We start from the raw sequence: 18,589 nt of genomic DNA, 5'->3' as shown, positions 1-18,589 counted from the left end.
TATTCAGCTGTTTTTGTTGGGTTTCTTGAACGATAAAGAGTTTGCAAAAACGTAAAGCCACTAAAAATAAGTGGCTTTTATTGGGAAGGATTATGCATAAAGAATGGCCTGTACCCGCCAGTGATCGACATGGTTATCTTCCTGCATTTGAATGATGCGGTACCAGGAAGCACCCTGCTCATCGGCTTTTAAGGCAACGACACGTTCAACGTCTTGCGGGCTCCCCGTAATATTGTTTACGGAGATGAGGCCAATTTCATTCAGGCCGGTTACGCAATCCGCGCTGGCGAATTCAGCTGACTGCGCGGTTGTGCTCACAAGGCCAGCTGAGAGCAACAGTGTGGTCAAGGCAAGAGTTCGTTTCATCGTCAGCTCCATTTCACATGTCTCCGGTATCCGCCGGGCAATCCTTCGCGAATAAACTCACTTCCATTGGGGCGGGCATGGAGTTTATTGTGGACAGGAAAATGTCTATGGACGCAAAGCAGTGTAAATGTCGTTCAAATGATGACCTTTACTTACGGTACAAAATGGCCTGTGAATACCACTGTCCCGTAATAATGGTTTCGTCGACCATAATGATGACGTAATAATCTGCTTTGGCGGCGATGGCCTGTGCCTTTATAGCGTCTTCCGCATCATCCGGGGAACCGCGAACCAGCGCGGAGACCGTTCCCATTCGCTGTAATCCTTCTGTCTGATTACGACGAATTTCCTGCGGATGATCGGCAATCGGTGGTGCGGGCTGCGGCGTTCCCTGAAGTACGCTACAGCTACTGAGCAGAAGCACCAGCAATAAAGCAGCAAACCTGCGCATAACCATATCTCGTTTCCTGATAGCCTTAGTGTAGTGATCTCTAAATTTAGTTTTGGGGGAATGTTCCCGAAGTGTTATCTGGGGCGTAATTTTCGAATGAAAATAGCATGAAACCGTAACCCAGCTCTCAACATTATGAATCATTAATTCGCACGGGTATGACAATGATTGAACTTGAGATACGCCGCCTCGGCGATCGTGAAATAGTACACGCCTTCCCTTCAGGAAAAGGTGAGAAGGCGTTGCCTGTAGTGGTCTTTTATCATGGATTTACCTCATCAAAGCTGGTCTACAGCTATTTTGCCGTCGCGCTGGCGCAGGCTGGTTTTCGCGTTGTGATGCCTGATGCGCCCGATCACGGTGCGCGGTTTACAGGCGACGAACAGGCCCGTCTTGGGCAGTTCTGGCAAATCCTGCATGGTAGCCTGACCGAATTTGCCGGGCTGCGCGATACGCTTTATCAGGCGGGGCTGGTGGCGGACGATCGTCTGGCGGTGGCCGGGGCCTCAATGGGAGGGATGACCGCGCTTGGGATCATGACGCGCCATCCTGAGGTGAAGTCCGTAGCGTGCCTGATGGGGTCTGGATACTTCACTTCCTTGTCTAAAACGCTCTTTCCACCGCATGAGTCAGCGGAGATTGAAGCCCTGCTGGCGGAATGGGAGGTCGCTCGTGCGCTGCCGCGCGTGGCAGACCGTCCGCTGCTTCTGTGGCACGGCGATGCTGACGATGTTGTCCCCCCTGGCGAAACCTTCCGGTTACAGCAGGCGCTGCAGCATGAAGGGCTGGACGGAAATCTGACCTGCCTGTGGGAAGCGGGGGTTCGACACCGCATTACGCCGACGGCGCTGGATGCGACCGTGGACTTTTTCCTTCAGCACCTTTAAACACGGAGCACGTTGACGCCCTGATCTTCCAGCTTCTGGAGGATCTCCGGGTTGGCATTTTTCCCCGTGATAACCATGCTGATCAGTTCTGCGCGGCTGAACAGCATGCCCGCGCGCTCGCCTACTTTGCTGCTATCGACCAGCACCACCAGCTTGCCCACCACGTTAAGCATGTTCTGTTCTGCCATGGCGGTCAGCATATCAGTTTTATACAGCCCATCAGCGGTGAGACCCTTACCGCTGGTGAACATCCAGTGTCCGGCATAGAGGCTATTTTCACTGTCCTGGGGGCTTAACGTGATGGCCTGGCTCTTATTATATTGACCGCCCATAATCACCACGCTTTCATGCTCCTGGTCGATGAGATAGTTAGCAAGTGGCAAATAGTTAGTAATAATTTGCACTGGCTTCCCACACATCTCCTGGCCCAGCAGAAACGCCGTGGAGCCGCAGTTGATCACCACGCTCTCACCGGGTTTTACCAGCTGCGACGCGGCTCTGGCAATTCGCACTTTTTCATCGTGGTTCTGCGCCTGATGGATGTTCATCGGCGTCCAGCGGGGGCGCTGCTGGCTGATGGCTTCCGCACCGTTGCGGACTTTTTTCAGCTTGCCGCTTTCATCCAGCTTGTTGATATCTCGTCGTGCCGTCGCCGGGGAAATGCCTAAACGATCCATTACTTTCTCGACGGTGACAAACCCTGTTTGCGCCAGGAGTTCCAGTAAAATTTGATGCCGTTGCGCTTCCGTCATGAGCTATTCCGATAAGAATTGATTTGAAAAGATGATATTTGAAATAGCATGAAATTACTAAAAGAAATGTGAAATCGCCAGACACAACGGTCTGGCGATTTGGCTTCACAATCAGAGGAAGGACTTGAACGGCAGGTCAGGCTCAATGGTGAAGCAATCATCGAAACCGCGAGGGTAGTGGTACTCGAGATTGTCTTTGTCCAGTGGCCAGGTGAACTTGCCGCCCACCTGCCAGATGAACGGCTTAAAGCCATACTTGAGACGGTCTTTTTTCATTTCCCACAGGACGCGGATTTCCTGCGGATCGGCCTGGAAGTTTGACCAAATATCGTGGTGGAACGGGATCACCACTTTGGTATTCAGCGCTTCCGCCATGCGCAGCATATCGGCGCTGGTCATTTTGTCGGTGATGCCGCGCGGGTTTTCACCGTAAGAGCCGAGCGCCACGTCGATCTGATGTTCGTTACCGTGTTTCGCGTAGTAGTTAGAGTAGTGGGAGTCGCCGCTGTGATACAGGGAGCCGCCAGGCGTCTTGAACAGGTAGTTCACCGCACGCTCGTCCATACCATCTGGCAGCACGCCTGCCGCTTTCTGATCGGCTGGCAGAGTAATCAGTGCAGTACGGTCAAAGGCATCCAGGGCGTGAATTTCCACGTCTTTGATTTTCACCACGTCGCCCGGTTTCATCACGATGCAACGCTCTTTTGGCACACCCCAGCCGATCCACAAATCCACGCAGGTTTGCGGCCCAATGAACGGAACGTCGTCAGCGCAGTTTTGCATGACCGCGGCAGCGACGTTCACATCAATATGATCGTTGTGATCGTGGGTAGAGAGCACGGCGTCGATCTGACGAATGGCAAAAGGATCGAGGACAAACGGCGTGGTACGCAGGTTTGGCTGGAGCTTTTCCACACCTGCCATACGCTGCATCTGGTGGCCTTTTTTCATCAGCGGGTTGCCGTGGCTCTGTTTGCCGGTACCGCACCAAAAATCGACACAAATATTCGCACCGCCTTCTGATTTCAGCCAGATACCGGTGCAGCCCAGCCACCACATTGCAAACGTGCCAGGAGCAACCTGTTCCTGCTCAATTTCTTCGTTCAGCCAGCTGCCCCATTCCGGGAAGGTGCTCAGAATCCATGATTCACGGGTGATGGTGTTTACTTTACTCATCGTTTGACTCCTGGGTTTAATCAAAAGTAATCATATAGTGATTTGTTGTGATTAACTCTGGCACTCTTTGAATTGCTTTGCAACGGGTAAATTGCGGAATTTTATCTACGCGCTATCACGGAAAATCCGTTTTTATGTTGTTAATATAACCATTATTAAGTATCAACTTTATGAATTATAAGCACTAATTTATTTATCTGAATCGGTAGTGAAAATCATTATTAACTTCGTGGAAATAATTTGCGTGATACGTCACAAATAATCAAATGCAATCTTGTGGTGATTATTTGTGATTACTAGAGTGATGGCACACACCGCGCAGGGATTATCCCTTCGTGTTCTCAATTTCTGGAGAGAGTTATGGAGATCCTCTACAACGTCTTTACCGTGTTCTTTAATCAGGTAATGACTAACGCCCCGCTGCTGCTGGGTATCGTGACGTGCCTGGGCTACATCCTTCTGCGCAAAAGCGTCAGCGTTATTATCAAAGGCACCATCAAAACCATTATCGGTTTCATGCTGCTGCAGGCGGGTTCAGGCATTCTGACCAGCACCTTTAAGCCGGTTGTCGCCAAAATGTCGGAAGTGTATGGCATCAACGGCGCCATCTCAGATACCTACGCATCAATGATGGCCACCATCGACCGAATGGGAGATGCCTACAGCTGGGTGGGATACGCCGTACTGCTGGCGCTGGCGCTGAACATTATCTACGTGCTGCTGCGCCGCATTACCGGCATTCGCACCATCATGCTGACGGGTCATATCATGTTCCAGCAGGCGGGGCTGATTGCGGTTTCTCTTTACATCTTTGGCTACCCAATGTGGACCACGATTATCTGCACCGCGGTGCTGGTTTCGCTCTACTGGGGCATCACCTCCAACATGATGTACAAGCCAACGCAGGAAGTGACCGACGGCTGCGGCTTTTCCATCGGACACCAGCAGCAGTTTGCCTCCTGGATTGCCTATAAAGTCGCGCCGTTCCTGGGCAAAAAAGAAGAGAGCGTTGAAGATCTTAAGCTGCCGGGCTGGCTGAATATCTTCCACGACAACATCGTCTCCACCGCGATTGTGATGACCATCTTCTTTGGCGCCATTCTGCTCTCCTTCGGCATTGACGTAGTGCAGGCGATGGCGGGCAAGACCCACTGGACGGTTTATATCCTGCAGACCGGCTTCTCCTTCGCGGTGGCCATTTTCATCATCACCCAGGGCGTGCGCATGTTCGTCGCCGAACTGTCAGAAGCCTTCAACGGTATTTCCCAACGCCTGATCCCCGGCGCGGTGCTGGCGATTGACTGTGCGGCTATCTATAGCTTTGCGCCAAACGCCGTGGTCTGGGGCTTTATGTGGGGCACCATCGGCCAGCTGATTGCGGTAGGCATTCTCGTGGGCTGCGGCTCCTCAATCCTGATTATTCCTGGCTTTATCCCGATGTTCTTCTCCAACGCCACCATCGGCGTCTTTGCTAACCACTTCGGCGGCTGGCGCGCGGCGCTCAAGATCTGCCTGGTGATGGGCATGGTTGAAATCTTCGGTTGCGTGTGGGCGGTCAAGCTCACCGGCATGAGCGCCTGGATGGGCATGGCGGACTGGTCAATTCTGGCACCGCCGATGATGCAGGGCTTTGCCTCCGTCGGACTGATCTTTATGGCCGTCATTATCCTGATTGCACTGGCTTATATGTTCTTCGCAGGCCGTTCTCTGCGCGCCGAAGAAGATGCAGAAAAACAAACAGCAGAAGTTTCTGCTCATTAAGGAGTTTCGATTATGACCGTACGTATCCTGGCTGTGTGTGGCAATGGGCAAGGCAGCTCCATGATCATGAAGATGAAAGTGGACCAGTTTTTAACCCAGTCAAACATCGACCACACGGTGAACAGCTGCGCGGTGGGTGAATACAAAAGTGAACTGAACGGCGCGGACATCATCATCGCCTCTACCCACATCGCCGGTGAAATCACCGTGACGGGCAACAAATATGTGGTGGGCGTGCGCAACATGCTGTCGCCTGCGGATTTCGGACCAAAACTGCTGGAAGTGATCAAAGAGCACTTCCCACAAGACGTGAAGTAAGGACGAAACATGAAACTACGTGATTCGCTGGCGGAGAATAATTCCATCCTTTTACAGGCTGAGGCCAGCACCTGGCAGGAAGCGGTAAAGCTGAGCGTGGATCTGCTTGTTAAGGCTGACGTTGTTGAGCCGCGTTATTACCAGGCCATCCTCGATGGCGTAGCGCAGCACGGCCCTTACTTTGTCATTGCGCCAGGCCTGGCAATGCCGCATGGCCGGCCGGAAGAGGGCGTCAAAAAAACCGGCTTCGCGCTGGTGACGCTGAAAACGCCGCTGGTGTTTAACCACGAAGATAACGACCCGGTCGATATCCTGATCACCATGGCCGCCGTGGATGCCAACACGCATCAGGAGGTGGGCATCATGCAGATCGTCAATCTGTTTGATGATGAAGCCAATTTCGACCGTTTACGCGCCTGCCGTACCGAGCAGGACGTGCTGGATTTAATCGATCACGCCACTGCGGCGGCAGTCTAAGAGGAATTGAACATGTCATTACCAATGTTGCAAGTTGCGCTGGATAACCAGACGCTGTCCCACGCTTACGAAACCACCCGCCTGATTGCGGAAGAAGTCGACATTATCGAAGTAGGCACCATTTTGTGCGTAGGCGAGGGCGTTCGCGCCGTTCGCGACCTGAAGGCGCTCTATCCGCATAAAATCGTGCTGGCAGATGCGAAGATCGCCGACGCAGGCAAAATCCTTTCCCGCATGTGCTTTGAAGCGAACGCTGACTGGGTCACCGTGATCTGCTGTGCGGATATCAACACCGCCAAAGGTGCGCTGGACGTGGCAAAAGAGTTTAACGGCGACGTGCAGATTGAACTGACCGGCTTCTGGACCTGGGAGCAGGCGCAGGAGTGGCGCGATGCGGGCATTCAGCAGGTGGTGTACCACCGCAGCCGTGATGCGCAGGCCGCTGGCGTGGCGTGGGGTGAAGCGGATATCAGCGCTATCAAACGTCTGGCGGATATGGGCTTTAAAGTCACCGTCACCGGCGGCCTGGCGCTGGAAGATCTGCCGCTGTTCCAGGGCATTCCAATTCACGTCTTTATTGCCGGTCGCAGCATTCGCGATGCCGCGTCTCCGGTGGAAGCCGCGCGTCAGTTCAAACGCTCAATCGCTCAGCTTTGGGGCTAAGGAGCGGGTATGTTGTCTAAACAGGTCCCGCTTGGCATCTATGAAAAGGCACTCCCTGCGGGGGAGTGCTGGCTGGAGCGGTTACGGCTGGCAAAACAGCTGGGCTTCGATTTTGTCGAAATGTCCGTGGATGAAACGGACGAGCGCCTCTCTCGCCTCGACTGGAGCCGCGAGCAGCGTCTGGCGCTGGTGAGCGCCGTTGCCGAAACGGGCGTGCGCGTGCCGTCCATGTGCCTGAGCGCTCACCGCCGTTTTCCGCTCGGCAGCGAAGATGATGCCGTGCGTGCGCAGGGGCTGGAGATCATGCGTAAAGCCATTCGCTTTGCGCAGGATGTCGGTATCCGCGTGATCCAGCTTGCCGGGTATGACGTTTACTATCAGGAAGCCAACGATGAAACGCGCCGTCGTTTCCGTGACGGCCTGAAAGAGAGCGTTGAGATGGCAAGCCGCGCGCAGGTGACGCTGGCGATGGAGATCATGGACTACCCGCTGATGAACTCCATCAGCAAGGCGCTGGGCTACGCGCACTATCTCAATAACCCGTGGTTCCAGCTTTATCCCGATATCGGCAACCTGTCGGCATGGGATAACGATGTACAGATGGAGCTGCAGGCGGGGATTGGGCATATCGTGGCGGTGCACGTCAAAGATACCCGTCCAGGCGTGTTTAAAAACGTACCGTTCGGCACCGGGGTGGTGGATTTCGAACGGTGCTTCGAAACGCTTAAACAGACGGGGTATTGCGGGCCTTACCTGATTGAGATGTGGAGCGAAACGTCAGCCGATCCGGCTGCGGAAGTGGCAAAAGCGCGTGATTGGGTGCGCGAACGCATGACGCGCGCGGGGTTGCTGGAGGCTGAACATGCTTAAGCTTAAACAGCAGGTCTTTGAGGCCAACATGGATCTGCCGCGCTATGGCCTGGTGACGTTCACCTGGGGCAACGTGAGCGCTATCGATCGCGAGCAGGGGCTGGTCGTGATCAAGCCGAGCGGTGTGGCGTATGACACCATGAAAGCTGAAGATATGGTGGTGGTGGATCTCGAAGGGCATGTCGTTGAAGGCAAATGGCGGCCTTCATCAGATACCGCAACCCATCTGGCGCTGTACCGGCGTTATCCGTCCCTTGGCGGCGTGGTGCATACCCACTCCACGCACGCGACGGCCTGGGCGCAGGCGGGGCTGCCCATCCCGGCGCTGGGCACGACCCACGCGGACTACTTCTTTGGCGACATTCCCTGCACGCGGGCGTTAACGCAGGCTGAGGTAGAAGGGGAGTACGAACTCAATACCGGGAAGGTGATCATCGACACGCTGGGTGAGAGTGAGCCGCTGCATACGCCAGGGATTGTGGTGTATCAGCATGGCCCATTCGCCTGGGGGAAAGACGCGCACGATGCCGTGCATAATGCGGTGGTGATGGAAGAGGTGGCAAAAATGGCGTGGATTGCTCGCGGCATTAATCCGCAGCTTTCGGGTATTGATGACTACCTGATGAACAAGCATTTCATGCGCAAGCATGGTCCCAATGCCTACTACGGGCAGAAGTAAATAAGTGCTCTGGGATACCGAAACAGTTGTAACCGGTGGTATTCCGGAGCCATTCACAAAAAAAGCCCCCGGGCAGGGGGCAAGTCAAAGTATGGCTATGTTCTCTTTGTTGGCTTTCCTGGTGCTAGCGTTAAAGCGTTATCGGTAAATATCTGCACTGGCGTGCATATTGCCGTTGCTGCCGGGCTCACGGGTTAACATCACGTGGTAATACGTTGCGCCCTGCGCGTCGGTTTCTTCATTCAGTGCCTGATCTGCTTCACTTTCGGTGGCGAAATTATGATTAATGTAGATTACGCCTAAGCTTTGCACATCATCCATGTTTCTGGCCTGTCGGCCATCTATCTTGATGGCGGCCATTGCGTTTGCGCTGAGCAATAGCGCTGCCATTACGGCAAATGCGATTCTTTTCATGATATGCGCTCCACGACTGCGTTCTGTGTAAGGGGTAATGATTCTCCTTTTGCCTTTGGTTGTGCTCTGATTAAAGTTTAATCGCTTATCGGATGGGGATGAATGACCATTTCTGATGCACTTGTTCAAAAAAACAGCGCTTCAAGATGTGATTAATTTTAAATCACCCACTTAGACCCGCTTCGCGCTTTGTGCGAATTATTTGTGCAATCAGCTTGAGTTTCCTGGGGGGCGCAAGTATTATGACGCGTCAATTTTTCAGCCGACCTTTAACACGTTCCTTGCCTCCCCGGGCCTCGGCTGACCCAGACAGGAGGCTGAATAATCCGTAAGGAGCAATTCGATGCGTCATTACGAAATCGTTTTTATGGTCCATCCTGACCAGAGCGAACAGGTTCCGGGTATGATCGAGCGTTACTCTGCTGCCATCACTGGTGCAGAAGGTACGATCCACCGTCTGGAAGACTGGGGCCGCCGTCAGCTGGCTTACCCGATCAACAAACTGCACAAAGCACACTACGTTCTGATGAACGTTGAAGCGCCGCAGGAAGTGATCGATGAGCTGGAAACTACCTTCCGCTTCAACGATGCCGTTATCCGCAGCATGGTTATGCGTACCAAAAACGCAGTTACCGAAGCATCTCCGATGGTTAAAGCGAAAGACGAGCGCCGTGAGCGTCGCGATGATTTCGCAAACGAAACCGCAGATGATTCTGATGCTGGGGATTCTGAAGAGTAATTTCTGATGACCAACCGTCTGGTGTTGTCAGGCACAGTGTGCAGGACCCCCCTTCGAAAGGTCAGTCCATCAGGAATTCCGCATTGCCAGTTCGTGCTTGAGCATCGTTCTGTGCAAGAGGAAGCCGGGTTTCACCGGCAGGCGTGGTGCCAAATGCCCGTTATTATTAGCGGACACGAAAACCAGGCCATTACTCACAGTATAACGGTCGGTAGCGCAGTAATCGTTCAGGGGTTCATTTCTTGCCATAAGGCAAAGAACGGCCTGAGCAAAATGGTTCTGCATGCCGAGCAGATTGATTTGATAGATTCTGGAGACTAGCCATATGGCACGTTATTTCCGTCGTCGCAAGTTCTGCCGTTTCACCGCGGAAGGCGTTCAAGAGATCGACTATAAAGATATCGCAACGCTGAAAAACTACATCACCGAAAGCGGTAAGATTGTCCCAAGCCGTATCACCGGTACTCGTGCAAAATACCAGCGTCAGCTGGCTCGCGCTATCAAACGCGCTCGCTACCTGTCCCTGCTGCCGTACACTGATCGTCATCAGTAATCGGGCACGGTCCATTAATACGACTTTAAGAGGATAAGGTAATGCAAGTTATTCTGCTTGATAAAGTAGCAAACCTGGGCAGCCTGGGTGATCAGGTTAACGTTAAAGCGGGTTACGCACGTAACTTCCTGGTACCACAGGGTAAAGCTGTTCCAGCTACCAAGAAAAACGTTGAGTTTTTCGAAGCACGTCGCGCTGAACTGGAAGCCAAACTGGCTGACGTTCTGGCGGCTGCTAACGCTCGCGCTGAAGCAATCAACGCACTGGGCACCGTTACCATCGCGTCTAAATCAGGCGACGAAGGTAAACTGTTCGGTTCCATCGGTACCCGCGATATCGCTGATGCAGTAACTGCAGCAGGCGTTAAAGTGGCTAAGAGCGAAGTTCGCATGCCGAACGGCGTTCTGCGTACCACTGGTGAGCACGAAGTTGACTTCCAGGTTCACAGCGAAGTGTTCGCTAAACTGGTTGTTAACGTAGTAGCTGAGTAATTTTTTACTCTGCTCACGTCGAAGCGCCGGCCTTGTGCCGGCGTTTTGCTTTTTAAGCGACCCGACAGGCGCTTTTGATCTTGTATGGTAGCTATTCCTGACGCATTCTCTGATAATAATTGAAACGCAATTTTATTTATGAGATTTGCTATGGATACCCCTCTACCCACGCCCGTTTTTGCCCGTCGTAATGTGGCCTATGCCTGCGCCACGCTCTGCTGTCTGCTTTGGGGTAGCTCCTACCCGGCCATTAAAAGCGGTTATGAACTCTTCCAGATAGCGACCGATGATATTCCGTCGAAGGTTGTGTTTGCCGGATACCGTTTCCTGTTTGCCGGTGCTTTACTGCTGCTGTTTGCCTTAGCGCAGCGCAAGCCCATCGCCAGGCTGACGCCGACGCAGTTTGGCCAGCTGACGATCCTGGGGCTGACGCAAACGTCGATCCAGTACACCTTCTTTTATATCGGGCTGGCGTATACAACCGGCGTCAATGGGTCGATTATGAACGCCACCGGAACCTTCTTCAGCGTGCTGCTGGCGCACTTTATCTACCACAACGACAAGCTGAGCTATAACAAAACGCTGGGCTGTATTCTCGGCTTTGCCGGGGTCATGCTGGTGAACTTCCACAGCGGGTTGAGCGAATTCCACTTTGTCTGGAACGGTGACGGATTCGTGGTGCTGGCGGCTTTTATTCTCTCTGCCGCGACGCTGTATGGAAAACGTATCTCGCAGACCGTTGACCCCACGGTCATGACCGGCTGGCAGCTGGCGATCGGTGGTCTGGTTTTGGTCGTTGGCGGCTATGCGACAGGCGGAACGCTGGAAGTGCACAGCGTGAAGGCCGTTGCCGTGCTGGGGTATCTGACGCTGCTTTCATCCGTGGCGTTTGCGCTGTGGAGCGTGCTTCTGAAAGTAAACCGCGTCAGTATGATTGCGCCGTTTAACTTCGTTGTACCGGTGGCGGGCACGGTCCTGTCCGCCATTTTTCTCGGGGAAAACATTCTGGATATCAAATACGCGATTGCGCTGGTGCTGGTCTGTTCGGGGATCTGGTGGGTGAATAAGCGGAGTGCCTGAAAACAGTGTGCCGGGTGGCGGCTACGCCTTACCCGGCCTACAGAACTAGCGTGCGCGAATAAAACTGCCGTCGGTCTGACGGGTAAACAGCACCTGCTGTCCATTTCCGGTATCGATCGTCAGCCCGGTCACCACGCCGCTGGCGTTCTGCCGGATCTGCACCATCTGACCATTCTGCAGGTTGCTCAGCGGTTTGCCTGCGCCTTCAACCTGCGCCATGGCGTAGACGTCTGTCGCAGGAAGGTTGTGATCGCGAAACAGTTGCGCCAGCGTTTTGCCAGGCTCCACGCGATATGAGCGCCACTGCTGCTCGATGCCGGTCGGCTGTTGAGGCTGCTCCTGAACCTGCTCCTGGGGCTGATCTTCCTGAACGGGTTCGGGTTCAACCGGGGCGACCTGGCCCGGATCGTTAGATGGCGTCACCAGCTGCGTCTGCATGGGCTGCGCGTCCGGCTGAGGCCGCGTTTGCGACTGGATATCCAGCTGTGCATTGCGGGTTACGGGAGCGTTGTCGACGTCATCACCGCCGGAGGGCAGCAGGAAGCCAACGATCACCAGCAGTGCGCCAATGATAATCCCCCTGCGATGCAGAGGAGGCAGCGGGTCCATGAGGCGAAAGTTATCCGGCGCATGCCAGATTTTCGCCAGGGTAGGTTTCAGTTCAAATCGCCCGGGCATGGCTCTCCTCCTGCTCCGCGTCTTTTATATCCTGTGCTCGAAGTATAGTTCGCTAACTGCCTGAACGGCGTAGCAAACCCGACATCCGTGACATTAGTTCGGGATTAATCCTGGTTCTCTCTATTGTTTCCGTTTCGCCGCGGTTTGTCACCTTAACTTAAGACAAAGTTTTACCCATAGGGGCATGGCTGATATGCTGCCCGCTACTTTAAATGTGATGGAAGGAAAACCCATGACCACCCCGACTTTTGACACTATCGAAGCGCAGGCAAGCTACGGCATCGGCTTGCAGGTAGGACAGCAGCTGAGCGAATCCGGCCTGGAAGGTCTGTTACCGGAAGCGCTGGTGGCGGGTATCGCTGACGCGCTGGAAGGCAATCATCCGGCCGTACCGGTAGACGTTGTGCACCGTGCGCTGCGCGAAATCCACGAACGTGCTGACGCCGTGCGTCGCGCGCGCTTCGAAGAGATGGCAGCAGAAGGCGTGAAATATCTCGAAGAGAACCGCGAGCGCGAAGGCGTGAACAGCACCGAATCCGGCCTGCAGTTCCGCGTGATCAACCAGGGCGACGGCGCAATCCCGGCGCGTACCGACCACGTTCGCGTGCACTACACCGGTAAGCTGATCGACGGCACCGTGTTCGACAGCTCCGTTGCGCGCGGCGAACCGGCTGAATTCCCGGTTAACGGCGTGATCGCAGGCTGGATCGAAGCGCTGACCCTGATGCCGGTCGGTTCCAAGTGGGAACTGACCATTCCTCAGAACCTGGCCTACGGTGAACGCGGCGCTGGCGCGTCCATCCCGCCGTTCAGCACCCTGGTGTTTGAAGTCGAGCTGCTGGAAATCCTGTAATCGACTTTTATTTCCTCTCTCCGCCCGGGGAGAGGAAAATAGTGATAAAACCCATAGTTACGACGGAATCAACATTTTATCTTGCAAACGAAACTGTTGCGTGTATTTTTGTGAGCTGTTTCGCGCTGTATGAGTGATATGACACTCACTTTCAACATATTATTAACATAATATCTAATTCATAGTATTCATCCCGCCGATTCTTACCTAATATCGATTAGCCCTTACAGGGGTACCGTCATTTTTTGACGTATCTAAAGGCCAGAAGAGCCTTAACAACACAGACAGGCATAAACAGGAAAATATCACATGGTAGATCAGGTCAAAGTCGCCGCCGCGGAAGAGGCGTCGTCTGAACAGTCGCTGCGGCGAAATCTCACAAACCGTCATATACAGCTTATCGCTATCGGGGGTGCCATCGGTACCGGGCTGTTTATGGGGTCGGGCAAAACCATCAGCCTTGCCGGGCCGTCGATCATCTTCGTTTATATGATCATCGGTTTTATGCTCTTCTTCGTGATGCGCGCAATGGGTGAATTGCTGCTCTCGAACCTCGAATACAAATCCTTCAGCGACTTTGCTTCCGATCTGCTCGGCCCCTGGGCGGGCTATTTCACCGGCTGGACCTACTGGTTCTGCTGGGTCGTGACCGGTATGGCGGACGTTGTCGCCATAACCGCGTATGCACAGTTTTGGTTCCCCGGCCTGTCGGACTGGGTGGCTTCGCTGGCGGTCATCATCCTGCTGCTGAGCCTGAACCTCGCCACCGTTAAGATGTTCGGTGAGATGGAGTTCTGGTTCGCGATGATCAAAATCGTGGCGATTGTGGGGCTGATTGTCGTCGGCCTGGTGATGGTGCTGACGCACTTCCAGTCGCCAACCGGCGTTCAGGCGTCGTTTACCCATCTGTGGAATGACGGCGGCTGGTTCCCGAAAGGCATCAGCGGCTTCTTTGCGGGCTTCCAGATTGCGGTATTTGCGTTTGTGGGTATTGAGCTGGTGGGCACCACTGCGGCAGAAACCAAAGATCCGGAGAAATCCCTGCCGCGCGCAATCAACTCTATTCCGGTGCGTATCATCATGTTCTACGTGTTTGCGCTGATCATTATTATGTCGGTAACCCCGTGGAGCTCTGTCGTACCAACCAAGAGCCCGTTCGTTGAGCTGTTCGTGCTGGTGGGCCTGCCTGCCGCCGCGAGTCTGATCAACTTCGTGGTGCTGACCTCTGCGGCCTCCTCGGCGAATAGCGGCGTGTTCTCAACCAGCCGTATGCTGTTTGGTCTGGCGCAGGAAGGCGTGGCCCCGAGCGCGTTCGCGAAGCTCTCTAAGCGCGCGGTACCGGCGAAAGGGCTGACCTTCTCCTGCATCTGCCTGCTGGGCGGCGTGGTGATGCTCTACGTGAACCCAAGCGTGATCGGTGCGTTCACCATGATCACCACGGTGTCAGCGATCCTGTTCATGTTCGTCTGGACCATCATCCTGTGCTCGTACCTGGTGTACCGCAAACAGCGTCCACACCTGCATGAAAAATCGATCTACAAGATGCCGCTGGGTAAGCTGATGTGCTGGGTGTGTATGGCGTTCTTCGTCTTCGTACTGGTGCTGCTGACGCTGGAAGAGGATACCCGTCAGGCGCTGATCGTCACGCCGCTGTGGTTCATCGCGCTGGGGCTTGGCTGGCTGTTTATCGGTAAGAAACGTATGGCGGGCATGCGGTAGTACGTTCGAAAGGTATGTAGGCCCGGTAAGCGCTAGCGCCACCGGGCTTTCTTTTATTCCCCGGCCAATGCCCGCGGGAACAGCACGTTGTTCTCAAGACTGATGTGTTCCATCAGGTCGTCGATCATCTCGTTAATGCCGTTGTACATCGCTTTCCAGGTGGTGCACGCTTCTGGCGGCGGCGTGACGTTGTTGGTGGTGTGCTTGATCACTTCCAGCAGTTCGCCGGCGTCATCATGTTCGCTTTCCATTACGCTGATCGGCCCCATCGCCTGGCTGCCCATGCCCTGTTTGATCATCGGGAAGAGGATCTGCTCTTCTTTCATCATGTGGCTGGAAAGCTCTTCGTGCAGCATGGACAGATACTTCGCCAGACCGCGCGGTACGGAAGGTTTGTCGGCGTGAACGCGCTCAACTTTCGTTGCCTGCAGGATCAGCTCCGGCAGCTGCTCGCGGTGACGGTCGTGGTAACGCACGATGATATGGTCGATGATCTCCGCAAGCGGCGCGGTGCGCCAGTCCTTGTCGATGGGCTGCTCGGCCAGCTGCGCCAGCTCTGCTTCAATTACCTCGACATCCAGCTCTTTGCGCGAGGCCGCACGCGCCAGCGTTTGCTTACCGCCGCAGCAGTAATCCATATCGTATTTACGGAACAGCGCAGAAGCGCGAGGGATGGAGAGCGCCAGCTCGCCCAGGGGTTGGTCGCGGAAGGCCATAGCAGTTACCTCATCATCAATAATATAAGATGCATTTTATATGCATCTTTAAGGCGATGCTATAACCCTTTAGTGGCAAGGTTAAAATGCGATGCCGATCACAAAAAAATGTCTCGTTTAACTTACTGAATGGATTTAGAAAATGGCTTTCGAAAGTTTTTAAAGGTGTAGAAACAGTAAACAACGCGCCGTGCCTGCCGATAGATACACGTCAGACAATACCTGCATATAAAAAAGGCAACGCATGTTTAAACGTATAAAAGTCATAACCCTTCTGATTTCGGTGCTGCTTGTGCTCGGCATCATGCAGCTGATCTCTGCCGGCATTTTCATTAATGCGCTGAATAACGATAAAGATAACTTCACCGTTTCTCAGCTCTCCAGCCAGAACGTGGCGGAATTTACCGATGCCTGGATCAGCCTGAACCAGGCGCGCGTGACGCTGAACCGCGGCATGCTGCGCCTGCAAAGCAGCATGGCGTCGCAGATTAACGGCGGTCAGCTGAACGAGCTGGTTAACACCGCGAAAAACCTGCTGGCCGATGCCCAGGCGCACTACGATAAATACTACGCGCTGCCGGAAACGCCGGGTCTGGATGAAAAACTGGCCGATCGGCTGGAGGAGCAGTACCGCATCTATTCCGCCACGCTGACTCAAATGAACGTTCTGCTGGGCCAGGGCAACCTGGAAGATATGTTCAAACAGAATGCCGAGCAGAAGCAGACGGCGATGCAGAAAGTCTATCGCGAGTGGCGCGAGGCGCAGGCCGCGCTTAGCGATAAAGGTATCCAGGATAACGAAAGCGACTATAAGCGCATCCTGTGGATCCTCTCTGCCGTCATGATCCTCGTCATCGCGGTGATTATCTCCAGCTGGATTGCGATGCGCCGGGTGCTGCTGCTGCCTCTGGAGGACGTCATCAACCATATCCGCGCCATTGCCGCAGGGGATTTGACCCAGCCGATTCAGGCCCAGGGTAAAAACGAAATGGCGATCCTGGCGCGCAACGTTCAGGAGATGCAAACGTCGCTGGCGAACACGGTGGGCGTGGTGCGTGAAGGCGCAGATACCATCTACACCGGCGCGGGTGAAATCTCAGCCGGCAGCAACGATCTCTCTTCCCGTACCGAGCAGCAGGCCGCGTCTCTGGAAGAAACGGCAGCCAGCATGGAGCAGCTGACCGCCACCGTGAAGCAGAACGCCGACAACGCGCGTCAGGCATCTCGTCTGGCGCTGGATGCCTCCTCGACCGCGAAGAAGGGCGGTAACGTGGTGGAAGGCGTGGTGCGTACCATGGACGAGATCGCCACCAGCTCCAGCAAAATCGCGCAAATTACCAACGTGATCGACGGCATTGCCTTCCAGACCAACATTCTGGCGCTAAACGCGGCGGTGGAAGCGGCGCGCGCGGGCGAACAGGGCCGCGGCTTTGCGGTCGTTGCGGGCGAAGTGCGTACCCTTGCCCAGCGCAGCGCCCAGGCGGCGAAAGAGATTAAGGCGCTGATTGATGATTCCGGCGAGCGCGTAAATGCGGGCTCTCAGCTGGTGAACGAAGCGGGCGCGACGATGGCGGAGATCGTCAATGCGGTGACCCGCGTGACCGACATCATGGGTGAAATCGCCTCTGCCTCTGACGAGCAGAGCCGCGGTATCGATCAGGTCGGTCAGGCGGTGGCCGAGATGGACCGCGTCACCCAGCAGAACGCCTCGCTGGTGGAAGAGTCTGCGGCGGCCGCAGCGGCGCTGGAAGATCAGGCTGCGCGCCTGAACGAAGCGGTAGCGGTGTTCAAAATAACCCGCAATCAGGCGGCGAAAGCCGCGCCGGTGAAGAGCTATGTGCCAAAAGCGCAGCCGGTAGCGACCGCGTCTGAAGCGAACTGGGAAACGTTTTAAGGGCTTGCCCGGTGGCGGCTACGCCTTACCGGGCCTACGGTTTAGTAGGCCCTGCAAGCGCAGCGCCGCTGGGCAATGTTCACATCTCCGACGCCGGAACAACCCTCGGTTTTTCCGGCTTCGCTCTCACCGCAATCACCACCCCAACGACCAGCAGCGCGATCCCACAGGCCGTTAACAGCGGCGGCACGCTCTGGCGCATCAGGAAGGTATACAGCAGCCCGGCCAGGGTTTCGAAGACGATCAGCGGCCCTAAGATTACCGTCGGCAGCTTCTGGCTGGCAATGTTCCAGCACAGCGCGCCAACCCACGAGCACAGCACCGCAATGGCCACCATCAAGCCTACAAACAGCCACGGGCGCGGCCCAAAGGGCAGAGCAAATTCCGGCTGCTGATGGCCTAACCAAACGCTCGCCCCAACGTATCCCACAAGTGACACCGGCAGCGTCACCAGCGCCTGCGCCGTCGCCCACATCATCGGATGTTTGTCCGGATTCTCCCGCAGCCAGCGCGCGTTGCGCAGGGCATACCACGCCCAGCAGACCACGGAGATAAACGCCAGCATGATGCCGGAGCCGTAACGCCACAGGTCGAAATCATCCAGCCCGTGGCGCAGCTCGGCAATATTCACGCATACCAGCCCTACGGCGATGCACCCCAGGGCGGGCATCATCTTCGACCACGCCAGCTTGCCGTCCCGATGGCTGTAGAGCAGATTGGCGAAAACGGGGATCACCACCGGCAGCGTGCCGATGATCATGGTGGAAACCGGCGCGCCGGTGCGCTGAATCGCGCTTGCCAGGCAGACGTAATAGATGAGATTGCCCATCATGGTCAGGGCCAGTGCAGTAGCCCAGTCCTTGCGGCTTAGCTGGCGCAAGCGCGCCCGCCCCAGCCAGGCCAGAGGAAGGGCAATCAGCCCCAGCGCCAGATAACGCCCCGTGGACTGCAGTATCGCCGGGTACTCCGGCACTATCAGAGGGCCGACAAAGATCAGCCCCCACATCAGACCTGCAAGCAGGGCATACAACACGCCGCTAATCATTTTTCCA

The 18,589-nt window shown here is 55.1% G+C and carries 23 protein-coding genes; 15 read left to right on the top strand and 8 right to left on the bottom strand.

All coding sequences use genetic code 11. The annotated features are described in order from the left end of the window. Positions 1–90: 90 nt before the first annotated feature. Both yjfN and bsmA read right to left on the bottom strand, forming a co-directional pair. On the bottom strand, positions 91–366 hold the full coding sequence (gene yjfN, locus E0L20_RS12360) for a DUF1471 family protease activator YjfN (RefSeq protein WP_165500712.1): 276 nt from the start codon (positions 364–366) through the stop codon (positions 91–93). Positions 367–514: 148 nt separating this feature from the next. Further along, positions 515–823 carry a biofilm peroxide resistance protein BsmA gene (gene bsmA / locus E0L20_RS12355; protein WP_131634188.1) on the bottom strand — a complete coding sequence of 103 codons (309 nt, stop codon included), beginning with the start codon at positions 821–823 and terminating at the stop codon, positions 515–517. A 158-nt stretch (positions 824–981) separates the two neighbouring features. Between bsmA and yjfP the strand changes: the two genes are divergently transcribed. Then, entirely contained in the window at positions 982–1,704 is a 723-nt protein-coding gene (gene yjfP, locus E0L20_RS12350; RefSeq protein ID WP_131634187.1) for an esterase, read from the top strand. Here yjfP and ulaR read toward each other — a convergent pair. Further along, positions 1,701–2,456, bottom strand: coding sequence for an HTH-type transcriptional regulator UlaR (ulaR, locus tag E0L20_RS12345; RefSeq protein ID WP_131634186.1), 756 nt, complete (start codon positions 2,454–2,456; stop codon positions 1,701–1,703). The genes yjfP and ulaR overlap by 4 nt on opposite strands. Before the next feature lie 111 nt (positions 2,457–2,567). After that, complete coding sequence (ulaG, locus tag E0L20_RS12340; RefSeq protein ID WP_131634185.1) at positions 2,568–3,632, bottom strand: L-ascorbate 6-phosphate lactonase; 1,065 nt, start codon at positions 3,630–3,632, stop codon at positions 2,568–2,570. Positions 3,633–3,992: 360 nt separating this feature from the next. Here ulaG and ulaA point away from each other — a divergent pair, with 360 nt between their 5' ends. From ulaA to E0L20_RS12310, 6 genes are read left to right on the top strand one after another with little or no spacing between them, the layout of a single operon-like run. Continuing rightward, positions 3,993–5,393, top strand: coding sequence for a PTS ascorbate transporter subunit IIC (gene ulaA, locus E0L20_RS12335; protein WP_131634184.1), 1,401 nt, complete (start codon positions 3,993–3,995; stop codon positions 5,391–5,393). A gap of 12 nt (positions 5,394–5,405) precedes the next feature. Next, complete coding sequence (gene ulaB / locus E0L20_RS12330; protein WP_000218355.1) at positions 5,406–5,711, top strand: PTS ascorbate transporter subunit IIB; 306 nt, start codon at positions 5,406–5,408, stop codon at positions 5,709–5,711. A 9-nt stretch (positions 5,712–5,720) separates the two neighbouring features. Further along, complete coding sequence (gene ulaC / locus E0L20_RS12325; RefSeq protein WP_032643822.1) at positions 5,721–6,188, top strand: PTS ascorbate transporter subunit IIA; 468 nt, start codon at positions 5,721–5,723, stop codon at positions 6,186–6,188. A gap of 12 nt (positions 6,189–6,200) precedes the next feature. Beyond that, positions 6,201–6,851, top strand: coding sequence for a 3-keto-L-gulonate-6-phosphate decarboxylase UlaD (gene ulaD, locus E0L20_RS12320; protein WP_023334265.1), 651 nt, complete (start codon positions 6,201–6,203; stop codon positions 6,849–6,851). 9 nt (positions 6,852–6,860) lie between these two features. Then, positions 6,861–7,721: an L-ribulose-5-phosphate 3-epimerase gene (locus E0L20_RS12315; protein WP_131634183.1), complete on the top strand. Its 861-nt coding sequence runs from the start codon at positions 6,861–6,863 to the stop codon at positions 7,719–7,721. After that, entirely contained in the window at positions 7,714–8,400 is a 687-nt protein-coding gene (locus E0L20_RS12310) for an L-ribulose-5-phosphate 4-epimerase (protein WP_131634182.1), read from the top strand. Before E0L20_RS12315 ends, E0L20_RS12310 begins: the two co-directional genes overlap by 8 nt. Positions 8,401–8,538: 138 nt before the next feature. Here E0L20_RS12310 and yjfY read toward each other — a convergent pair whose 3' ends face one another. Next, positions 8,539–8,814 (bottom strand): DUF1471 family protein YjfY, encoded by a 276-nt coding sequence (yjfY, locus tag E0L20_RS12305; protein WP_131634181.1) that lies wholly within the window; start codon positions 8,812–8,814, stop codon positions 8,539–8,541. 343 nt (positions 8,815–9,157) lie between these two features. Between yjfY and rpsF the strand changes: the two genes are divergently transcribed. The 5 genes from rpsF to E0L20_RS12280 all read left to right on the top strand — a co-directional run bounded on the left by rpsF (position 9,158) and on the right by E0L20_RS12280 (position 11,677). Continuing rightward, a complete protein-coding gene (gene rpsF, locus E0L20_RS12300) occupies positions 9,158–9,553 on the top strand; it encodes a 30S ribosomal protein S6 (RefSeq protein ID WP_014068637.1) in 396 nt (131 codons plus the stop codon). 6 nt (positions 9,554–9,559) lie between these two features. After that, entirely contained in the window at positions 9,560–9,874 is a 315-nt protein-coding gene (priB, locus tag E0L20_RS12295; RefSeq protein WP_014068638.1) for a primosomal replication protein N, read from the top strand. A gap of 4 nt (positions 9,875–9,878) precedes the next feature. Next, entirely contained in the window at positions 9,879–10,106 is a 228-nt protein-coding gene (gene rpsR / locus E0L20_RS12290) for a 30S ribosomal protein S18 (protein WP_000135199.1), read from the top strand. A 41-nt stretch (positions 10,107–10,147) separates the two neighbouring features. Continuing rightward, positions 10,148–10,597 carry a 50S ribosomal protein L9 gene (gene rplI / locus E0L20_RS12285; RefSeq protein ID WP_131634180.1) on the top strand — a complete coding sequence of 150 codons (450 nt, stop codon included), beginning with the start codon at positions 10,148–10,150 and terminating at the stop codon, positions 10,595–10,597. Between the two features lie 150 nt (positions 10,598–10,747). Continuing rightward, on the top strand, positions 10,748–11,677 hold the full coding sequence (locus E0L20_RS12280) for a DMT family transporter (protein ID WP_131634179.1): 930 nt from the start codon (positions 10,748–10,750) through the stop codon (positions 11,675–11,677). Between the two features lie 45 nt (positions 11,678–11,722). On the opposite strand, the gene E0L20_RS12275 is transcribed toward E0L20_RS12280, so the two are convergent. Continuing rightward, positions 11,723–12,355, bottom strand: a complete 633-nt coding sequence (locus tag E0L20_RS12275) for an OapA family protein (RefSeq protein ID WP_131634178.1) — start codon at positions 12,353–12,355, stop codon at positions 11,723–11,725. Positions 12,356–12,587: 232 nt separating this feature from the next. Between E0L20_RS12275 and bamJ the strand changes: the two genes are divergently transcribed. Next, positions 12,588–13,208, top strand: a complete 621-nt coding sequence (gene bamJ / locus E0L20_RS12270) for a BamJ family beta-barrel-assembly machinery protein (RefSeq protein ID WP_172411118.1) — start codon at positions 12,588–12,590, stop codon at positions 13,206–13,208. Positions 13,209–13,517: 309 nt separating this feature from the next. Then, positions 13,518–14,927: a D-serine/D-alanine/glycine transporter gene (cycA, locus tag E0L20_RS12265; RefSeq protein ID WP_131634177.1), complete on the top strand. Its 1,410-nt coding sequence runs from the start codon at positions 13,518–13,520 to the stop codon at positions 14,925–14,927. Positions 14,928–14,980: 53 nt separating this feature from the next. Here cycA and ytfE read toward each other — a convergent pair whose 3' ends face one another. After that, positions 14,981–15,643 carry an iron-sulfur cluster repair protein YtfE gene (gene ytfE / locus E0L20_RS12260; protein ID WP_131634176.1) on the bottom strand — a complete coding sequence of 221 codons (663 nt, stop codon included), beginning with the start codon at positions 15,641–15,643 and terminating at the stop codon, positions 14,981–14,983. Between the two features lie 244 nt (positions 15,644–15,887). Here ytfE and E0L20_RS12255 point away from each other — a divergent pair, with 244 nt between their 5' ends. Continuing rightward, a complete protein-coding gene (locus E0L20_RS12255) occupies positions 15,888–17,537 on the top strand; it encodes a methyl-accepting chemotaxis protein (RefSeq protein WP_131634175.1) in 1,650 nt (549 codons plus the stop codon). A 79-nt stretch (positions 17,538–17,616) separates the two neighbouring features. Here E0L20_RS12255 and E0L20_RS12250 read toward each other — a convergent pair whose 3' ends face one another. Next, complete coding sequence (locus E0L20_RS12250; protein WP_131634237.1) at positions 17,617–18,582, bottom strand: DMT family transporter; 966 nt, start codon at positions 18,580–18,582, stop codon at positions 17,617–17,619. Positions 18,583–18,589: the final 7 nt, after the last annotated feature.

Origin of the sequence: Enterobacter wuhouensis (assembly GCF_004331265.1) — a bacterium.
In the GTDB taxonomy this organism is placed as follows: Bacteria; Pseudomonadota; Gammaproteobacteria; order Enterobacterales; family Enterobacteriaceae; genus Enterobacter; species Enterobacter wuhouensis.
This window is presented reverse-complemented; position numbering and strand designations above follow the sequence as displayed.